The organism is Streptomyces sp. NPDC111628 (genome assembly GCF_055635195.1).
In genome coordinates, this window is sequence record NZ_JBVKBZ010000001.1 from 170790 (window position 1) to 187595 (window position 16806).

General features: G+C 71.5%; 19 protein-coding genes and 1 riboswitch. Of the genes, 11 read left to right on the forward strand and 8 right to left on the reverse strand.

What is annotated here, in order from left to right; all coding sequences use genetic code 11:
• Window positions 1-5: 5 nt before the first annotated feature.
• A complete protein-coding gene (locus ACZ7MF_RS00860) occupies window positions 6-1409 on the reverse strand; it encodes an alpha,alpha-trehalose-phosphate synthase (UDP-forming) (RefSeq protein ID WP_471473712.1) in 1404 nt (467 codons plus the stop codon).
• Between the two features lie 146 nt (window positions 1410-1555).
• On the opposite strand from ACZ7MF_RS00860, the gene ACZ7MF_RS00865 reads away from it, so the two are divergent.
• Window positions 1556-2266 carry a hypothetical protein gene (locus ACZ7MF_RS00865; RefSeq protein ID WP_471473713.1) on the forward strand — a complete coding sequence of 237 codons (711 nt, stop codon included), beginning with the start codon at window positions 1556-1558 and terminating at the stop codon, window positions 2264-2266.
• Between the two features lie 10 nt (window positions 2267-2276).
• Here the strand turns inward: ACZ7MF_RS00865 and ACZ7MF_RS00870 are convergent, their stop codons facing one another.
• Entirely contained in the window at window positions 2277-3221 is a 945-nt protein-coding gene (locus tag ACZ7MF_RS00870) for a glucosyl-3-phosphoglycerate synthase (protein ID WP_471473715.1), read from the reverse strand.
• Window positions 3222-3373: 152 nt separating this feature from the next.
• Window positions 3374-3521, forward strand: a riboswitch (SAM riboswitch).
• Between the two features lie 17 nt (window positions 3522-3538).
• On the opposite strand from ACZ7MF_RS00870, the gene thrC reads away from it, so the two are divergent.
• The 7 genes from thrC (at window position 3539) to ACZ7MF_RS00905 (ending at window position 10959) form a co-directional block, all read left to right on the forward strand.
• Window positions 3539-4831, forward strand: coding sequence for a threonine synthase (thrC, locus tag ACZ7MF_RS00875; protein ID WP_471473716.1), 1293 nt, complete (start codon window positions 3539-3541; stop codon window positions 4829-4831).
• Window positions 4828-5103: a MoaD/ThiS family protein gene (locus ACZ7MF_RS00880; RefSeq protein WP_217171277.1), complete on the forward strand. Its 276-nt coding sequence runs from the start codon at window positions 4828-4830 to the stop codon at window positions 5101-5103. Before thrC ends, ACZ7MF_RS00880 begins: the two co-directional genes overlap by 4 nt.
• Window positions 5104-5521: 418 nt before the next feature.
• Window positions 5522-5725, forward strand: a complete 204-nt coding sequence (locus tag ACZ7MF_RS00885; protein ID WP_004929928.1) for a cold-shock protein — start codon at window positions 5522-5524, stop codon at window positions 5723-5725.
• Between the two features lie 324 nt (window positions 5726-6049).
• Window positions 6050-7675, forward strand: a complete 1626-nt coding sequence (gene groL, locus ACZ7MF_RS00890; protein WP_356863407.1) for a chaperonin GroEL — start codon at window positions 6050-6052, stop codon at window positions 7673-7675.
• A gap of 234 nt (window positions 7676-7909) precedes the next feature.
• Window positions 7910-9040 carry an NADH:flavin oxidoreductase gene (locus tag ACZ7MF_RS00895; RefSeq protein ID WP_471473718.1) on the forward strand — a complete coding sequence of 377 codons (1131 nt, stop codon included), beginning with the start codon at window positions 7910-7912 and terminating at the stop codon, window positions 9038-9040.
• Window positions 9041-9073: 33 nt separating this feature from the next.
• Window positions 9074-10615, forward strand: a complete 1542-nt coding sequence (locus tag ACZ7MF_RS00900) for a carboxylesterase/lipase family protein (RefSeq protein WP_471473719.1) — start codon at window positions 9074-9076, stop codon at window positions 10613-10615.
• Window positions 10612-10959 (forward strand): hypothetical protein, encoded by a 348-nt coding sequence (locus ACZ7MF_RS00905; RefSeq protein ID WP_471473721.1) that lies wholly within the window; start codon window positions 10612-10614, stop codon window positions 10957-10959. The genes ACZ7MF_RS00900 and ACZ7MF_RS00905 overlap by 4 nt, the downstream gene beginning before the upstream one ends.
• Here the strand turns inward: ACZ7MF_RS00905 and ACZ7MF_RS00910 are convergent.
• Window positions 10922-11137, reverse strand: coding sequence for a DUF397 domain-containing protein (locus ACZ7MF_RS00910; RefSeq protein WP_471473722.1), 216 nt, complete (start codon window positions 11135-11137; stop codon window positions 10922-10924). The two genes, ACZ7MF_RS00905 and ACZ7MF_RS00910, sit on opposite strands and share 38 nt — an antisense overlap.
• Window positions 11121-11960, reverse strand: a complete 840-nt coding sequence (locus tag ACZ7MF_RS00915; RefSeq protein WP_471473724.1) for a helix-turn-helix domain-containing protein — start codon at window positions 11958-11960, stop codon at window positions 11121-11123. Before ACZ7MF_RS00915 ends, ACZ7MF_RS00910 begins: the two co-directional genes overlap by 17 nt.
• Before the next feature lie 118 nt (window positions 11961-12078).
• Here ACZ7MF_RS00915 and ACZ7MF_RS00920 point away from each other — a divergent pair, with 118 nt between their 5' ends.
• Entirely contained in the window at window positions 12079-12468 is a 390-nt protein-coding gene (locus tag ACZ7MF_RS00920) for a hypothetical protein (RefSeq protein ID WP_471473725.1), read from the forward strand.
• A gap of 32 nt (window positions 12469-12500) precedes the next feature.
• Window positions 12501-13037 carry a hypothetical protein gene (locus ACZ7MF_RS00925; protein WP_471473726.1) on the forward strand — a complete coding sequence of 179 codons (537 nt, stop codon included), beginning with the start codon at window positions 12501-12503 and terminating at the stop codon, window positions 13035-13037.
• A 7-nt stretch (window positions 13038-13044) separates the two neighbouring features.
• Here ACZ7MF_RS00925 and ACZ7MF_RS00930 read toward each other — a convergent pair whose 3' ends face one another.
• Complete coding sequence (locus tag ACZ7MF_RS00930) at window positions 13045-13653, reverse strand: TetR/AcrR family transcriptional regulator (protein WP_471473728.1); 609 nt, start codon at window positions 13651-13653, stop codon at window positions 13045-13047.
• Window positions 13654-13747: 94 nt separating this feature from the next.
• On the opposite strand from ACZ7MF_RS00930, the gene ACZ7MF_RS00935 reads away from it, so the two are divergent.
• Entirely contained in the window at window positions 13748-14497 is a 750-nt protein-coding gene (locus ACZ7MF_RS00935; RefSeq protein ID WP_471473729.1) for an SDR family NAD(P)-dependent oxidoreductase, read from the forward strand.
• A 22-nt stretch (window positions 14498-14519) separates the two neighbouring features.
• On the opposite strand, the gene ACZ7MF_RS00940 is transcribed toward ACZ7MF_RS00935, so the two are convergent.
• The 3 genes from ACZ7MF_RS00940 to murQ all read right to left on the reverse strand — a co-directional run bounded on the left by ACZ7MF_RS00940 (window position 14520) and on the right by murQ (window position 16687).
• A complete protein-coding gene (locus ACZ7MF_RS00940) occupies window positions 14520-15113 on the reverse strand; it encodes a TetR/AcrR family transcriptional regulator (RefSeq protein ID WP_471473731.1) in 594 nt (197 codons plus the stop codon).
• Between the two features lies 1 nt (window position 15114).
• Window positions 15115-15684, reverse strand: a complete 570-nt coding sequence (locus ACZ7MF_RS00945; RefSeq protein WP_471473732.1) for a hypothetical protein — start codon at window positions 15682-15684, stop codon at window positions 15115-15117.
• Window positions 15685-15751: 67 nt separating this feature from the next.
• Window positions 15752-16687 carry an N-acetylmuramic acid 6-phosphate etherase gene (gene murQ, locus ACZ7MF_RS00950; protein ID WP_471473734.1) on the reverse strand — a complete coding sequence of 312 codons (936 nt, stop codon included), beginning with the start codon at window positions 16685-16687 and terminating at the stop codon, window positions 15752-15754.
• Window positions 16688-16806 lie beyond the last annotated feature (119 nt).

Sequence of the window (16806 nt, forward strand, 5' to 3'; positions counted from 1 at the left end):
CCCCGTCAGCCCCGCAGCGCGTCCAGCTGCTCAAGGAACCACCGCGCCGGGGGCAACGCGGTGCCGGCGGCCGCCAGCCGCTTCGAGCGCTCGGCCCGGTCCCCCGCCGACAGGCCGAGCGCCGCGTGCAACGCGTCCGCGGTGCCCACCACGTCGTACGGATTCACCACCACCGCGTCCTCGCCCAGTTCCTCGTACGCGCCCGCCTCCCGCGACAGCACCAGCGCGCACCCCGCGTCGGAGACGACCGGCACCTCCTTCGCGACCAGGTTCATCCCGTCCCGGACGGGGTTGACGAGCGCCACGTCCGCCAGCCGGTACGCCGCCAGCGACCGCGCGAAGTCGTCCTCCAGATTCAGCACGACCGGCGTCCACCCCGGCGTCCCGAACTCCTCGTTGACCGCCTCCGCGACCCGCCGCACCTCGGCCGTGTACTCCCGGTACACGGCGAGATCCTGCCGCGAGGGATAGGCGAACGCGACGTGCACGACCCGCCCGCGCCACTCCGGCCGCCCGGCCAGCAGCTCCCGGTAGGCCAGCAGACCGCGCACGATGTTCTTGGACAGCTCGGTGCGGTCCACCCGCACCACGGTGCGGCGCGTGCTGCCGTCCGGCGCGGTGCCGATCTCCGCCCGCAGGTCCGCCATCCGCTCCTCGACGTCGGCCTCGTGCGACCGCTTCCGCAGGAAGTCGCCGTCGGCGCCCAGCCCGTGCACGCCGATCTCGGTGCCGCCGAGCCCGCCCACCACGGCGTCGCAGCAGGCGGTGAACGCGTCGGCCCAGCGCCGGGTGAGGAACCCGAGCCGGTCGGCGCCCAGCATCCCGCGCAGCACCTGCTCGGCGATGTCGTCCGGCAGCAGCCGGAAGTAGTCCACCGGGGCCCAGGGCGTGTGCGAGAAGTGGCCGATGCGCAGATCCGGGCGCAGCTCGCGCAGCATTCCCGGCACCAGCGTCAGGTGGTAGTCCTGCACGATCGCGACCGCGCCCTCGGCCGCCTCCTCGGCCAGCGCCTCGGCGAAGGCCCGGTTGTAGGCCTCGTAGGAGGCCCACTGCCGCCGGAACTCCGCGTCGAAGACCGGCTCCAGGGGCGTCTGGTAGAGCATGTGGTGCACGAACCACAGCACCGAGTTGGCGATCCCGTTGTAGGCGTCCGCGTGCACGTCGGCCGGCACGTCCAGCATCCGCACGCCGTCCTCGCCGACCCCGCGCCGCACCGCCTCGCGGTCGCCGTCGCCCAGCGCCGAGCACACCCACAGCGCGCCGGCGTCGGGCCCGATGGCCGACAGCCCCGAGACGAGCCCGCCACCGCCCCGTTTGGCGTGCAGCGAGCCGTCCCCGCGCACCTCGTACGAGACCGGTCCCCGGTTGGAGGCGACCAGCACCTGAGCAGCACCGAAGCTTGAAGCCATACGCCTCAACCTAGCCCGGCCCCTCGCACCTCAAACGTTTCCCCGGGTCACGCCGACGGCGATTCGGTCACGCGTCTTGTGCAGGAAGTGTGAACAGGTTGAGGATGTGCGGTGCACATTTCAACTTCTTGGGGGGCGGGCGCACCATGCCCATACGTATACGCACACGGCACCGGCGCACGAGCGGACTCGCGGCCACGGCGGCACTGATCGCGGCCTCCGCGCTGGCCCTGGCCGGCTGCGGCGACGGCGACGCGAGCACCACGGCGGACGAGGCGCCCGCGAAGGCCACCGCCTCCGCCACCGACCCGGCCACGCCGAGCAGCAGCCCCACCCCCGAGGCGTCCCCCAGCACCGAGACCCCGACTCCCGCCCCCACCCCCACGGCCGTCACGCTGCCGGACCTCACCGGCGGCAGCATCGGGGCGGCCGTCAGCGCCGCCGAGAAGGCGCACGTCGGCTACACCGTGCGCCTTGAGGGCAGCGGGCAGCGGGCCTCCTCCTGGGGCAGCGGCGAGAAGGTCTGCGAGCAGAGCGGCGGCTCCGGCGCCGTGACCTTCACCGTCCCCCGCGACGGCCGCGACTGCGCCGGGCGCCTGCTGCACACGCCCGAGCCGGCCCCGAAACCGTCGAAGACCCGGGCCGACGGCACCGGCGGCACGAGCGGGGGCGGCGGGACCGGCGGCGGCTCCGGCGTCTGCGAGCTGATGAGCCCGGCCGGAAACTGCTACGCCGACGGCCAGTTCTGCGCCAAGAAGCACCGGGGCCTGAGCACCCACGGCCGCGGCGGCGAGTACCTGACCTGCGAGCGGGACTCCGGCGGCAGGTGGCGCTGGTCGGACGGCGTCTCGGGCTGAGGCGCCCGGGTCACGCCACCTTCCGGGCCGCGTACTCCGCGATCTCCGTCATCGGGGGCCGTTCCTCGGTGTCCACGGCGTAGGTGCGCGGCTCGAAGCCGTCGACGCCCCGCTCGAACTGGGTGAGGGCCGGGCGGACCAGGTGGCCGCGGGCCAGGCGGAGCTGGGCGGTGCGGTAGATCGCCGCGGCCATCCGGCCCAGCGCCCGCCCGTCCTGGTGGCGGTGGACGCGGACCCCGACGTCGACCTGCGCGAGCGCGTCCAGGCCCACCAGGTGCAGGGCGTCGACCAGCATGCCCAGCTCGACGCCGTAGCCGACCGGGAAGGGGAGCCGTTCCAGCAGCGAGCGGCGGGCCGCGTACTCCCCGCCCAGCGGCTGGACGAAGCCGGCCAGCTGCGGCCAGTGCATGTTGAGCAGCGGGCGGGCCATCAGCTCGGTGACCCGGCCGCCCTGCCCGGCCGCCCCGGCCAGCGGACGGTCGTACATGGCCTTGACGAGGTGCACGTCCGGATCGGTGAGCAGCGGGCCCACGATCCCGGAGACGAAGTCGGCGGAGAACTCGCGCAGGTCCGCGTCGACGAAGCAGACGATGTCCCCGCCGGTGACCAGCAGCGAACGCCACAGCACCTCGCCCTTGCCGGGCACGGCGGGGATGCGGGGCAGGATCGCGTCGCGGTGCACGACGCGCGCCCCGGCCGCCGCGGCCACCTCCGACGTCCGGTCGCTCGACCCGGAGTCCACGACCACGATCTCGTCCACGAGCGGATGGCGGAGCACCAGCTCCCGCCGGATCACCGAGACGATGTCGCCGACGGTCGCCTGCTCGTCCAGGGCGGGGAGCACCACGCTCACCGACTGACCGGTGGCGTGCTTGGCGGACAGAAGGTGCTGGACCGGCCGGTCCGCGGCCGACCAGGAGCGTGCGTTCAGCCAGCGCTCGACTTCTTCCAGCACGTCCCGTGGTCTCCTTCGTGATCCATTGTGATCCATCTCGCGGTACGGACGACTATCTCAACCGTCCTGGCCTTCGGTTACAGTCTTGAACAACGCGTGGGACCCCCGCATGCCGGGGTCGCCGTGTGCACCACCGAAAAACAACCACATACCGCTCATCCAGAGGGGCAGAGGGATACGGCCCGATGAAGCCCCGGCAACCCTCCAGCCGGCTCTTGTCACACGGACGTGGCGAGGCTCCCGGCTAGGGAAGGTGCCAAATCCGTCTCACGGCGAGATGCGTCGTGAGGAAGATGAGGAGAAAGGGCCTCGCCTCCATGGCTGTGCAGACTGCCGAAACCTCCACGAACTCCGCCGACGGCACCGTCGACCTCGGCCCCGCCGCCGCGTTGAGCTGCCGGGAGTGCGGCCACAAGGTCCCGCTCGGACCGGTCTTCGCCTGCGAAGAGTGTTTCGGCCCCCTCGAGATCGCCTACGACTTCTCGGCCTACGACACCGAAGAGCTGCGCAAGCGGATCGAAGCGGGCCCCGCGAACATCTGGCGCTACGCCCCCCTGCTGCCCGTCCCCGCCGACGTGGCGACCAAGCCGAACATCAACCCCGGCTGGACCAAGCTCGTCCAGGCCGACAACCTCGCCCGCGAGCTGGGCGTCACCGGCGGGCTGTACGTCAAGGACGACTCCGGCAACCCGACGCACTCCTTCAAGGACCGCGTCGTCGCCCAGGCCATCGAGGCCGCCCGCGCCTTCGGCTTCACCACCCTGTCCTGCTCCTCCACCGGCAACCTCGCCGGTGCCGTCGGCGCCGCCGCCGCCCGGGCCGGCTTCCGCTCCTGCGTGTTCATCCCGCACGACCTGGAGCAGGGCAAGATCGTCATGGCCGCCGTCTACGGCGGCGAGCTGGTCGGCATCGAGGGCAACTACGACGACGTGAACCGCTTCTGCTCCGAGCTGATCGGCGACCCGGCCGGCGAGGGCTGGGGCTTCGTCAACGTCAACCTGCGCCCCTACTACGCCGAGGGTTCCAAGACCCTCGCGTACGAGATCTGCGAGCAGCTCGGCTGGCGGCTGCCCGACCAGCTCGTCGTGCCGATCGCGTCCGGCTCCCAGCTGACGAAGATCGACAAGGGGCTCAAGGAGCTGATCGAGCTCGGTCTGGTCGAGGACCGGCCGTACAAGATCTTCGGCGCGCAGGCCGAGGGCTGCTCGCCGGTCTCCACGGCGTTCAAGGCCGGTCACGACGTGGTCCGCCCGCAGAAGCCGAACACCATCGCCAAGTCGCTGGCCATCGGCAACCCGGCCGACGGCCCGTACGTCCTCGACATCGCCCGCCGCACCGGCGGCGCCGTGGAGGACGTGACCGACGAGCAGGTCGTGGACGCGATCAAGCTGCTCGCCCGCACGGAGGGCATCTTCGCGGAGACGGCGGGCGGCGTGACGGTTGGCGTCACGAAGAAGCTGATCGAGAACGGGGTGCTCGACCCGTCGCTCACCACCGTCGTCCTCAACACCGGCGACGGCCTGAAGACCCTCGACGCGGTGGCCGGCACCGGCCTCACCGCCACCATCCGCCCGAACCTGGACTCCTTCCGAGAGGCTGGCCTCGCATGAGCGTGACCGTTCGCATCCCGACCATCCTGCGTACCTACACCGGCGGCAAGGCCGAGGTGAGTGCCGACGGTGCCAACCTCGGGGAGATCATCTCCGACCTGGAGAAGAACCACACCGGCATCGCCGCCCGCGTCCTGGACGACCAGGGCAAGCTGCGCCGCTTCGTCAACGTCTACGTCAACGACGACGACGTCCGCTTCGAGCAGGGCCTTCAGACCGCGACGCCGGACGGCGCGGGCGTCTCGATCATCCCGGCGGTCGCCGGCGGCTGATCCACCGCGGATACCCCTCGTAGTGCGTATTGCCCTCTCCGTAAGAGAAACGGAGGGGGCAATTCCATGTGGTTGAGCGCGGTAGAGTTGGGGAACGCGCTCCCGATCGACACAACGGGAACCGTTAATTCCTGCCGCCCGCCCGACAAGAAGTAGCCAAAGTGCGAGCGTATTTCGCGGCTTTTGTTCCCTTTGCGTGACCCGACTTGACCCGTATTCAGGCGAAAGTTCGCCACATTCCGGACCGGGTACGTCCAGATTTCTCGTCCGATTGACCTGTTGCAGACGGCAGTTGGACAGATACATTCAGCCGCGGTCGACGCGTTCCGGCGCACGCCCCCAGTCGTGAGGGGGCGAGGTCTGACCCGGGTCCGCGAAGTGCGGATCTGTGCAAGGGCCAGTAATAGGGGAGTTAGGCATGGCTCAGGGCACCGTCAAGTGGTTCAACGCGGAGAAGGGGTACGGCTTCATCGCGGTCGACGGTGGTGCGGATGTTTTCGTCCACTACAGCGCGATTCAGATGGACGGCTACCGCACCCTCGAAGAAGGCCAGCGGGTCGAGTTCGAGATCTCGCAGGGTCAGAAGGGCCCGCAGGCCGACATGGTTCGCCTCAGCGCCTGAGACGCGCGGCCACCGCAACCCGGTCTTCATCCGAAGGGCCCGTACCCGCTGGGTACGGGCCCTTCGGCCTGCCCGGACGCCCCTCGTCCCCTTGTTCGCGGGTGGCTGACGGCGGGGCCCGATCGCCGAGAGGCGCTTGCACTCGACCATGCCGAGTGCTAATCATTGGCGTTAGCACTCTGAAGGTGAGAGTGACAACGAAGGACCGGGTCGGTGAGGCCCGCAGGCCGGGTGGGGAAGGAACCACAAGGCAGGCGAGCCGTCCGTCGCGGGCGCGGGCGCGGTCCGAAGGAATCACCCCCAGTCCTGGAGGGACCACTTCACATGGCCAAGATCATCGCGTTCGACGAGGAGGCGCGGCGCGGCCTCGAGCGCGGCATGAACCAGCTCGCGGACGCCGTCAAGGTGACGCTCGGCCCCAAGGGCCGCAACGTCGTCCTCGAGAAGAAGTGGGGCGCCCCCACGATCACCAACGATGGTGTCTCCATCGCCAAGGAGATCGAGCTCGAGGACCCGTACGAGAAGATCGGCGCCGAGCTGGTCAAGGAAGTCGCCAAGAAGACGGACGACGTCGCCGGCGACGGTACGACCACCGCGACCGTTCTCGCCCAGGCCCTGGTCAAGGAAGGCCTGCGCAACGTCGCGGCCGGTGCCAACCCGATGGCCCTCAAGCGCGGTATCGAGAAGGCCGTCGAGGCCGTCTCCGCCGCCCTGCTGGAGCAGGCCAAGGACGTCGAGACCAAGGAGCAGATCGCCTCCACGGCCTCGATCTCCGCCGCCGACACCCAGATCGGCGAGCTCATCGCCGAGGCCATGGACAAGGTCGGCAAGGAAGGCGTCATCACCGTCGAGGAGTCCCAGACCTTCGGTCTGGAGCTGGAGCTCACCGAGGGTATGCGCTTCGACAAGGGCTACATCTCGGCGTACTTCGCCACCGACATGGAGCGTATGGAGGCGTCGCTCGACGACCCGTACATCCTGATCGCCAACTCCAAGATCGGCAACGTCAAGGACCTGCTGCCGCTCCTGGAGAAGGTCATGCAGTCGGGCAAGCCGCTGCTGATCATCGCCGAGGACGTCGAGGGCGAGGCCCTGTCGACCCTGGTCGTCAACAAGATCCGCGGCACCTTCAAGTCCGTCGCCGTCAAGGCCCCGGGCTTCGGCGACCGCCGCAAGGCCATGCTCGGCGACATCGCCATCCTCACGGGCGGCGAGGTCATCTCCGAGGAGGTCGGCCTCAAGCTGGAGAACGCCTCGCTCGACCTGCTGGGCAGCGCGCGCAAGGTCGTCATCACCAAGGACGAGACCACGATCGTGGACGGCGCCGGTTCGGCCGACCAGGTCCAGGGCCGCGTCAACCAGATCCGCGCCGAGATCGAGAACAGCGACTCGGACTACGACCGCGAGAAGCTCCAGGAGCGTCTGGCGAAGCTGGCCGGCGGCGTGGCCGTCATCAAGGCCGGTGCCGCCACCGAGGTCGAGCTCAAGGAGCGCAAGCACCGCATCGAGGACGCCGTTCGCAACGCGAAGGCGGCCGTCGAGGAGGGCATCGTCGCCGGTGGTGGCGTGGCCCTGCTCCAGGCCTCCCAGGTCTTCGAGAAGCTGGAGCTGTCGGGTGACGAGGCGACCGGCGCCAACGCCGTGAAGCTCGCCCTGGAGGCCCCGCTGAAGCAGATCGCCGTCAACGGCGGTCTCGAGGGCGGCGTCGTCGTGGAGAAGGTCCGCAACCTGACCGTCGGCCACGGCCTGAACGCCGCCTCCGGTGAGTACGTCGACATGATCGCCGAGGGCATCATCGACCCGGCGAAGGTGACCCGCTCTGCCCTGCAGAACGCCGCCTCCATCGCCGCGCTGTTCCTCACCACCGAGGCCGTCATCGCCGACAAGCCCGAGAAGGCCGCTCCGGCGGGCGCCCCGGGCGGCATGCCGGGCGGTGACATGGACTTCTGATCGACCGGTTCCGGTTGATCGACCGTCCAGCACGGACCGAGGGCGGCACTCCCCGCGAGGGGGGTGCCGCCCTCGGGCGTGTCCGCGCTCACCCGCCGCCCGCCCCGTTTTGCTGTGGCCAGGATCACATCGGGCGGCCGGGCGGAATGGTCCGGCGGGGCGGGCCGGTTCCCGTTGGAGTGCGATGAATGCGCGCGCACATACCGACCGGTACCCCGACTCAGGAGCCCCCACGTGACCGTCACCCCCGCCGAGGCCGCCACCCGCGCCGCCCAACTGCTCGCCCGCCCGGCCACCATCAACGGCCTCACCGTGCCCAACCGCATCGCGATGGCGCCGATGACCCGGATGTTCTCCCCCGGCGGCGTCCCCGGCGAGGACGTGGTGTCGTACTACTCCCGCCGCGCCGCCGCCGGCGTCGGACTGATCGTCACCGAGGGCACCTACGTCGGCCACGACTCGGCCGGGCAGAGCGACCGCGTCCCGCGCTTCCACGGCGAGGAGCAGCTCGCCGGGTGGGCGAAGGTCGCCGAGGCGGTGCACGCGGCGGGCGGCACGATCGTGCCGCAGCTGTGGCACATCGGCATGGTCCGCAAGGCCGGGGAGCAGCCCTTCCCGGAGGCCCCCGCCGTCGGGCCGTCCGGCCTGCGCATCGGCGAGGACGAGCCCACCGGCACCGCGATGACCCAGCGCGACCTGGACGACGTCATCGGCGCCTTCGCCGAGTCCGCCGCGGCCGCCGAGCGCATCGGCTTCGACGGCGTGGAGATCCACGGCGCCCACGGCTACCTCGTCGACCAGTTCCTGTGGTCCGGCACCAACCGCCGCACCGACGCCTACGGCGGCGACCCCGTCGCCCGGACCAGGTTCGCCGCCGAGATCGTGGCCGCCGTACGGGAGACGGTCTCCGCCGACTTCCCCGTGATCTTCCGCTACTCCCAGTGGAAGCAGGACGTCTACGGCGCCCGCCTCGCCGAGACGCCCCAGGAACTGGAGGCGATCCTCGCCCCGCTCGCCTCGGCCGGTGTCGACGCCTTCCACGCCTCCACCCGCCGCTACTGGCTCCCGGAGTTCGAGGACTCGGACCTCAACCTCGCGGGCTGGACCAAGAAGCTCACCGGCAGGACCGCCATCACCGTCGGCTCGGTCGGCCTCGACGGCGACTTCACCAAGGCCTTCCAGGGCGAGGGCGCCCCCGTCGGCAGCCTCGACAACCTCTTCGACCGCCTGGAACGCGACGAGTTCGACCTGGTCGCCGTCGGCCGCGCGCTGCTCCACGACCCGCGGTGGGCCGAGAAGGTCCTCGACGGACGCTTCGACGAACTCGCCCCGTACGACGCGGCATCGCTGAAGACCCTCAGCTGAGCGCGGTGCGCACCACGGCGTAGGGTCCGGAGGATGACGATCCCTGGACCTGCCGAGTCAGTGGAACCCGTGGTGCGCACCTCCTCCGGCGCGGTGCGCGGCCGGACCGAGGACGGGCTGACCGTCTTCCGCGGCATCCCCTTCGCCCAGCCCCCGGTGGGGGACGCCCGCTTCGCCGCCCCGCGCCGCCCCCGCCCCTGGGACGGCATACGCGACGCGTACGCCTTCGGCCCGCCGCCCCCGCAGGACCTCGGCGTCGCAGGCACCGCCGGCCCCTCGGACGTCCCCGGGGGCGACGACTGGCTGACGGCCAACGTCTGGACGCCCGCCCCCGACCCGGCCGCCCACCGCCCGGTCATGGTCTGGATCCACGGCGGCGCCTACAAGATGGGCCACTCCGGCAGCCCCGCCTACGATGCCCGCCGCATAGCCGCCGACGGCGACCTCGTCGTCGTCACCCTCAACTACCGCCTCGGCATGGAGGGATTCGCCCACATCGAGGGCGCCCCCGCCAACCGGGGCCTGCTCGACCAGATCGCGGCGCTGGTCTGGGTACAGGAGAACATCGCCGCGTTCGGCGGCGACCCCGACCAGGTCACGATCTTCGGCGAGTCGGCCGGCGCCGGTTCCGTGGCCGCCCTGCTCGCCATGCCCCGCGCGGCCGGACTCTTCCGACGGGCCGTCGCCCAGAGCGTGCCGGGCACGTTCTTCTCGGCGGAGCTGGCGGCCGACATCGGCGCCGCCCTCGCCGCCGAGCTGGGCCTGCGCCCGACCGTCGAAGACCTCGCGGACCTCACTCCGGACCAGCTCGTCAAGGCGGGCCAGGCCCTCGCCCCGAAGATGCCGGGCAACGTCCCCCGCTGGGGCCAGGCCGCGCCCACGGTCACCCCGTACGCGCCCGTCGTGGACGGCGAGTTCCTGCCGGTCACGCCCTGGCAGGCGCTCGCCTCCGGCGCGGCGCGCGACGTCGAGCTGATCGCCGGTCACAACCGTGACGAGAACCGCCTGTTCACCGCCATGGCGGGCAAACTCGGCGAGATCGGCGAGGACCGCGCGAGCGCCGCCCTGCGCCTGTACGCCCCGGGCGGCGAGGCCGCCTACCGCGCTGCGTTCCCGGACGCGTCGGCCAACGACCTCTACGAACGCGTCCAGACCGACTGGCTGTTCGCGATGCCGTCCCTGCACCTGGCCGAGGCCCACCTCGCGGGCGGCGGCCGGTCCCACGTCTACGAACTCACCTGGCCCGCCCCGGCCTACGGCGGCGCCCTGGGCGCCTGCCACGCCCTGGACATCCCGCTCCTCTTCGGCACCTTCCAGGCGGACCTGGCACTGCTCCAGTTCGGCGGCGCGGAGCCGTCCGCGGAGGCGCTGGCCCTGTCGTCCGGCTTCCGCGCCGCCTGGACGGCCTTCGCCCGCACCGGCGACCCGGGCTGGCCCGCGTACGACACGCGGCAGCGCCTCGTGCGGGTCTTCGACGCCGAGTCGGCCGTCGCGCCCTACCCGAACGAGACCTCCCGACGCCTCTGGGAGGGCCACGAGTTCGCGCCGCTGCCGCTGGTGGACCCGAAGGCGTGAGCCTCCGAGGACTCCTGCTGGGCCTGTTCGCCGTCCCGGTCGTCGTCGGCGCGTACTTCCTCACCGAGGCGGCGACCGCCGGCGGCACCCCGCAGTGCGACGGCATCATCGAGGAGTACGGGGACGCGGAGCGCTCGGGGCCCATGAAGCCGGGGGAGACGTGTGACCTGTACGACTTCGCCGACGGCCGTTCGGCGGGCACGCGGACGTACGAACAGCAGAGGAAGGCGCAGGAGGAGGGGGCGGCGGACGACTACCGGGCCGGGGGCTGGTGGCTGGCGTACGGCGCGGCCGGGCTGGCCGCGGTCACCGTCCACCTGGGCCTGAGACGCGGCCGCGCCTGATTCCGTCGACGAAGACCGCCCAGGCCTCGGCCTGGAAGCGGAGGGTGGGTCCGGCGGGGTTCTTCGAGTCCCGGACCGGGACGACGGTGGGGATGCCGGTGGCGACTTCGAGGCAGTTGCCACCGCTGCCGCCGCTGTAGCTGGACTTGTACCAAGTCGCCTCAGTGTCGCTCCTCATGAGCGTAATCCTGCGCCATCGACTCGATAAGGGCCAGGGAGTTCTGAGGGGGTAGAGCGCAGGCCGAAAGGAGGTCGTAGGTATGGCGCTGGTAGTGCACGGTTGAGGGATCGTCTTCGAGCCGCCCCATCCCAACGCCTTCGAAATACGCCAGCGGCGGGGCGTTGTCGAAGTTCATCAACTTGATGGCGCCCTCCAGAGCCGCGTGCGCCCCCGACTCGAAGGGCAGCACCTGCACGATGATCCGGTTCTGGCGGATCAGAGCGACGACGTGGTCGAGTGCCTCGGCCATCACCTGGGGGCCGCCCGTAGCCCGACGTAACGCAGCCTCGTCCAGCACCACCCACAACAGGGGTTCTGTTGGATCGTCGAGCAGATGGGTCCTCTCCATTCGGGCCGTCACGAGTGCCTCGATCACATCATCCGGCGCGGTGGGCTGATAGGCGCGGCACACCGCTCGTGTGTACACGGGTGTTTGCAGCAGGCCGGGGATCAGCAGGGGCGCGTACTCCCTGATCTCCGTGGCGGTCGCCTCCGCCTCCGCCGCCTCGGCGAAGTGCTCCGGATACTTGGACTTGGCCGACGCCGCGCAGTTCCGCCGGAAGAAATCCTCCGTGCCGAGGACGTCGTCCAGTAGCCGGGCGTACTCCGGCTGCATCCGGCGCGTGCCGGACTCCAGCTGGCCGATGAAGGAGCCGCTGACGAACAGCCGCGCGCCCAGTTCCTCCTGGCTCAGGCCGGACTTCTCGCGGGCGTGGCGCAGCTCGGCGCCGAGGAGGGCGCGCGGGGACGAGGACGGGTCGAGGTCTTTCGGTCCTGGCATGGTGACGGAACTCCCGGTCGCACAGCAGGGATTGTTGGAGCGCCCTGTATGGCCAGGTTAGGAGTGCAACGGACACGCTGTGTCGCGAATCACGAACTCAGCGTGGAGGTGAGGAAGGGTGCGGTCGACCGAAGAAGTCGTCGAGTCCCTGCGGCAGGCCCTCGTGGGCGCCGGTGTCGTACTGCCGTCCCTGTGCGTCGATCCGGTGACCGGCGCGAGTGACGAGCCGTTCGCCCTGGTCGACCTGGGTCGGTGCAACGTACGGGTCGCGGAGCGGCTGGCGTCCGTGGTGCGGGGCGAGCGGCCGGCCGTCGGCACGCATGCCGTGGACGCGAGGGACGGGCGGGTGGGGGAGGTGATGGGGCACGTGGGCGGCAGTGTGCAGTTGCGGCCGGTCGCGGGGGGCCGGGAGTGGGACTGCCCGCGGGCATCGGTGGGGGTGGCGCGGCCGGAGGAAGTGCTGAAGGCGCGGCTAAGGAGGACGAACCGCGAGAGTGCGCGCCCCTGAGGGCGTGGCAGTCCGCGTGGTTCAATGACCGCATGGGGGAAGACCGTACGTCTCTGGGACCGCTGGAACTGACCGACGGCCGTTGGCGAGTCGGGGATGCCACCCGGCCTGACGCCCACTGGGTGGAGTTTCGCCCGGAAGGGCTCCACCAGCATGAGCCGGAATCCGAGGGGCAGTTGGTCCCGTGGTCCAGGATCATGAACGGCATCAGGCTCACCTGGGGCAAGCACCCCTGGGACACGAACAACAGGGGCCTGTACACGCTGAGGGGCATGGTCGCCAGGCGTGAGGGCGGCTGGTTGCACATGACGCTGCGCCACCCGTACGAGGATCACCAACTGCGCTTCGATCAGCACACGCACCCTTACCGGGCGGTCGACGCGCTCCGGCTGGAGGCCTTGCTGCGGCAGCTCACCGATGAGGGGAAGCTCCAGCTCCTCGGCGACCCGGAATGGGTGGGTCGTGCCGCGGCGCACCTGGCCGACGGGGAGAACCGCCGGATCACCGGCCGTTCGCTGCGGCAGGCGGTGGCGGAGGCCCTGGCGGCAGCAGGCCCCGGCAGCCCTTGACTCCGGATCAGGCGGGTGGCCAGTTGCGCAGGGCGGTCTCGGCCACCCGCTGGAGGTCTTCGCGAGTGGCGCCCCCGGCGGCCTGCACGGAGATGCCGTTGGCGAAGGTCATGAGGTAGCGGGCGATGTGCAGCGGGTCGCTGCCGGGCGGCAGGTCGCCGTCGTCCACGGCCTGCCGGAACCGGTCGCGGAGTTGACCGACGCCCCCTTCGCGCCAGTCGGCGAGCAGGTCACGGGCCGACCGTCCCGTCTCCCCGGAGGCGAGTGAGCCCTGGACGCCCAGGCAGCCGGACGGGCAGTTGGGGCGGGTGCTGACCTCCACGGCGCCGTTCAGGAACGCGGTGGCCGCCTCGCGGGCGGTGGGCTTGCGCAGGGCGCGGGCCACGTAGGAGGCGGGGCCCTCCTCGTAGCGTTCGAGTGCCTTGCGGAACAGGTCCTCCTTGTTGCCGAAGGCCGCGTACATGCTGGTGCGGGTGATGCCCATGGCGCCGGTCAGGTCGGTGAGGCTGGCGCCCTCGTAGCCCTGCTCCCAGAAGACCCGCATGGCCTTCTCCAGCGCCTCGTCGGCGTCGAAGCCCCTCGGTCGGCCGATCGACCCCTTCTGTCGCGTCTCCATGGTCCCAGTCTACGCCTTCCGTATCGAGCGGTACGGATGTGCTACGGTCGCTTTCAGTACCGATCGGTACCGAATATCGGGAAGGGTGCTCACCATGGGACAGCTCGAAGGCAGGACGGCCGTCGTCACCGGCGGCGGCACGGGGATCGGTCTGGCCAGCGCGGTGCGGCTGGCGGACGAGGGCGCGCACGTGTTCATCACCGGGCGGCGCAAGGAGGCCCTGGACACGGCCGTGGAGATCATCGGCGCCGAGCGGGTCACGGCGGTGGCCGGTGACGTCTCGGACCCGGCCGACCTGGACCGGCTCTACGAAGCGGTCCGCGCCCGCGGCCGGGGGCTCGACGTGGTCTTCGCCAACGCGGCGACCGCCTCGCTCGTGCCGCTGGAGGAGATCACCGAGGAGCGGTTCGAGGAGATCTTCGGCGTCAACGTGCGAGGCACGCTCTTCACCGTGCAGAAGGCGCTGCCGCTGCTCAACGACGGTGCCTCGGTAATCCTGAACGCCTCCACCGCCGCCGACAACGGCGCCGAGGCGTTCAGCCTGTACGCCGCCTCCAAGGCCGCCGTCCGGACCTTTGCGCGGGGCTGGGCGAACGAGCTCAAGGGCCGTGGCGTCCGGGTCAACGCGATCTCCCCGGGGCCGGTCGACACCCCCGGGATCACCAACCTCTTCGGCGAGTCGAACGCGCCCACCGTCCACACGAAGCTCGCCGGGGACACCGCGATCGGCCGGATGGGGCGCCCCGAGGAGGTCGCCGCCGTGGTGGCCTTCCTCGCCTCGGACCAGAGCAGCTTCGTCCTCGGCGCCAACTGGTACGTCGACGGCGGCGAGAACCAGATCTGACCCGGCGCGCGGGAGCGGGGGTTCAGCCCCCGGCCGGCCCGTCCGGCATCACGATGCGGTCGACCGCCGCCGTCACCAGACGGTCCCGCTCCTCCTCGGTGAACACGTCCGGCAGCGTGAGCCGTTCGACGATCAGCCAGTTCAGGGCGAGCATGAGCAGCTTGACGGCCATGGCGTCGCCGGGGAGGCCGGATGCCTCGTGGTGGGCGACGTTGGCGGCGACGTCCTCGCGGACGCGTTCGGTCAGCACCGCGCGCAGGGTGGGGCGCCGGGTGGCCTCCAGGCGCAGTTCGAGCAGGGCGAGGTAGCCGGTGCGGAACCCGGCGACCCGGTCGACCAGTTCGCGCATCAGCTGCACGTAGGTGTCACGGTCGCGAGGGGCCGTGCGCTGGCGCGCGAGGGTGGCCTCGCCGGGGTGCAGCCGCTCGTAGACGCGGGCGCCCGCCTGGGTGAGCAGGTCGTCGCGGTTGGCGAAGTAGTTGGACGCGGTGCCGGGCGGGACGGCGGCCTCCGTGTCCACCGCCCGGAAGGTCAGGCCCCGGGCGCCCTGTGCGGCCAGTACCTCGATCGCCGCGTCGACGAGGGCGGCGCGGCGCTGGTCGTTCCGTCTCACCATGTCACAGGCCGCCCATCGGCTCGATGTCCACCCGTACCGGCGTGCCCCACACCCGCAGCACCTCGTAGTCCGTGAACTCGTGGACCAGTCGGTACGCCATCGCCGCGTGCGGGCCGCGCAGTTGGGCCGCGATGTACAGCTCGGCCTCGCGGCGGTCGCGGCGCGGGGTGCCGCACAGCTGCCACGTCTGGCCGGTCCACTGCTCGGGCAGCCAGCGCTGCTGGGGCTGCGGCCGGTCACCCCGGACGCCGTACCGGGACTGGACCGGCTCGGCGGGCCGGGCCGGCAGCGGTCCGCCGCTGTACTCGGCGCGGCGGGCCGTGCGGCGGCGGGTCTCGCACAGCAGGCACAGGTCGGGGGCGGCCTTGTCGACCGGCCCGTTCGGGTGCTCCGGGCAGCGGGTGCTGGGGGCCGTCGTCGTGACGCTCTCCTCCAGCTGGTCCAGCGCGCGCTTCAGGTCCGCCCGGACCTCGTGGAGCTTGGTCTCCGGGGTGTCGGCGGTCAGGGCCTCGCCGTGCTCACCGAGGAGACGCAGGGCGCGGCCCAGGGCGGTCAGCTGGGCGTGGTTCATGCTTCTCAGAATCGCACACGGTGCGGACGGCCCCGGGCCCCCGGGCGGACCGGAGGAGGTGCGGCGGTCAGCCGAGCGCCGCCGTCAGCGCCGCCCGCAGGTGACCGCCGGACTCGGTCAGCAGGCGGGCGGCCGTCGGGCCGTCCACATCCGCCAGCAGGACCAGGATCGCGTGCTTGACCTCGCCGTCGGTCGCCGTCAGGGCGCGCTCGATGTCGTCGTCGGCGGCACCCGTGGCGAGCGCGACGATACGGCGCGAGCGGGCCCGCAGCTTCTCGTTGGAGGCGCGGACGTCCACCATCAGGTTCCCGTACGTCTTGCCGAGCCGGATCATCGTGATCGTCGACAGCATGTTCAGGACCAGCTTCTGCGCCGTGCCCGCCTTCAGCCGGGTCGAGCCGGTGAGCAGCTCCGGTCCGGTGACCACCTCGATACCGTGCTCGGCCGCGGCGGCCAGGGCGCTGCCCCGGTTGCAGGCGAGCCCGACGGTCAGGGCGCCGAGCGAGCGGGCGTACTCGACGGCGCCGACGGCGTACGGGGTGCGGCCGGAGGCGGAGACGCCGACCACCGTGTCGTCGGCGGTCAGCGCGAGGGCGTCCAGGTCGGCGCGGGCCAGCTCCGGGGAGTCCTCGGCGCCCTCGATGGAGGTGACCATGGCGTCCGGGCCACCCGCGATCAGGCCGACGACCTGCCCGGGGGCGGTGTTGAAGGTGGGCGGGCACTCCGAGGCGTCCAGCACGCCCAGCCGGCCGGCCGTACCGGCGCCCGCGTAGATCAGCCGCCCACCGCGCGCCATCCGGACGGCCACGGCGTCGATGGCGGCGGCGATCTCCGGCAGCCGCTCGGCGACGGCGGCGGGCACGGAGGCGTCCTCGCCGTTCATCAGCCGCGCGATCTCAAGCGTCGGCAACTGATCGATCTCGGCCAACTCCGGCCGAAACGCCTCGGTGGTCAACGTCTCCAACTGAGAACGCAGATCGGGGTGATGGGGGGTGGAGGTCATAAGGATGCAGCCCTTTTCAGCTTACGGTGGCGGTAGATACCCAGGGGCGCGGGTCTGTTTCGATGTGCGGCTCCGCCGCGTGGGCGCGACCAGCCACACTCGGCCCGCAGCCGCCCACA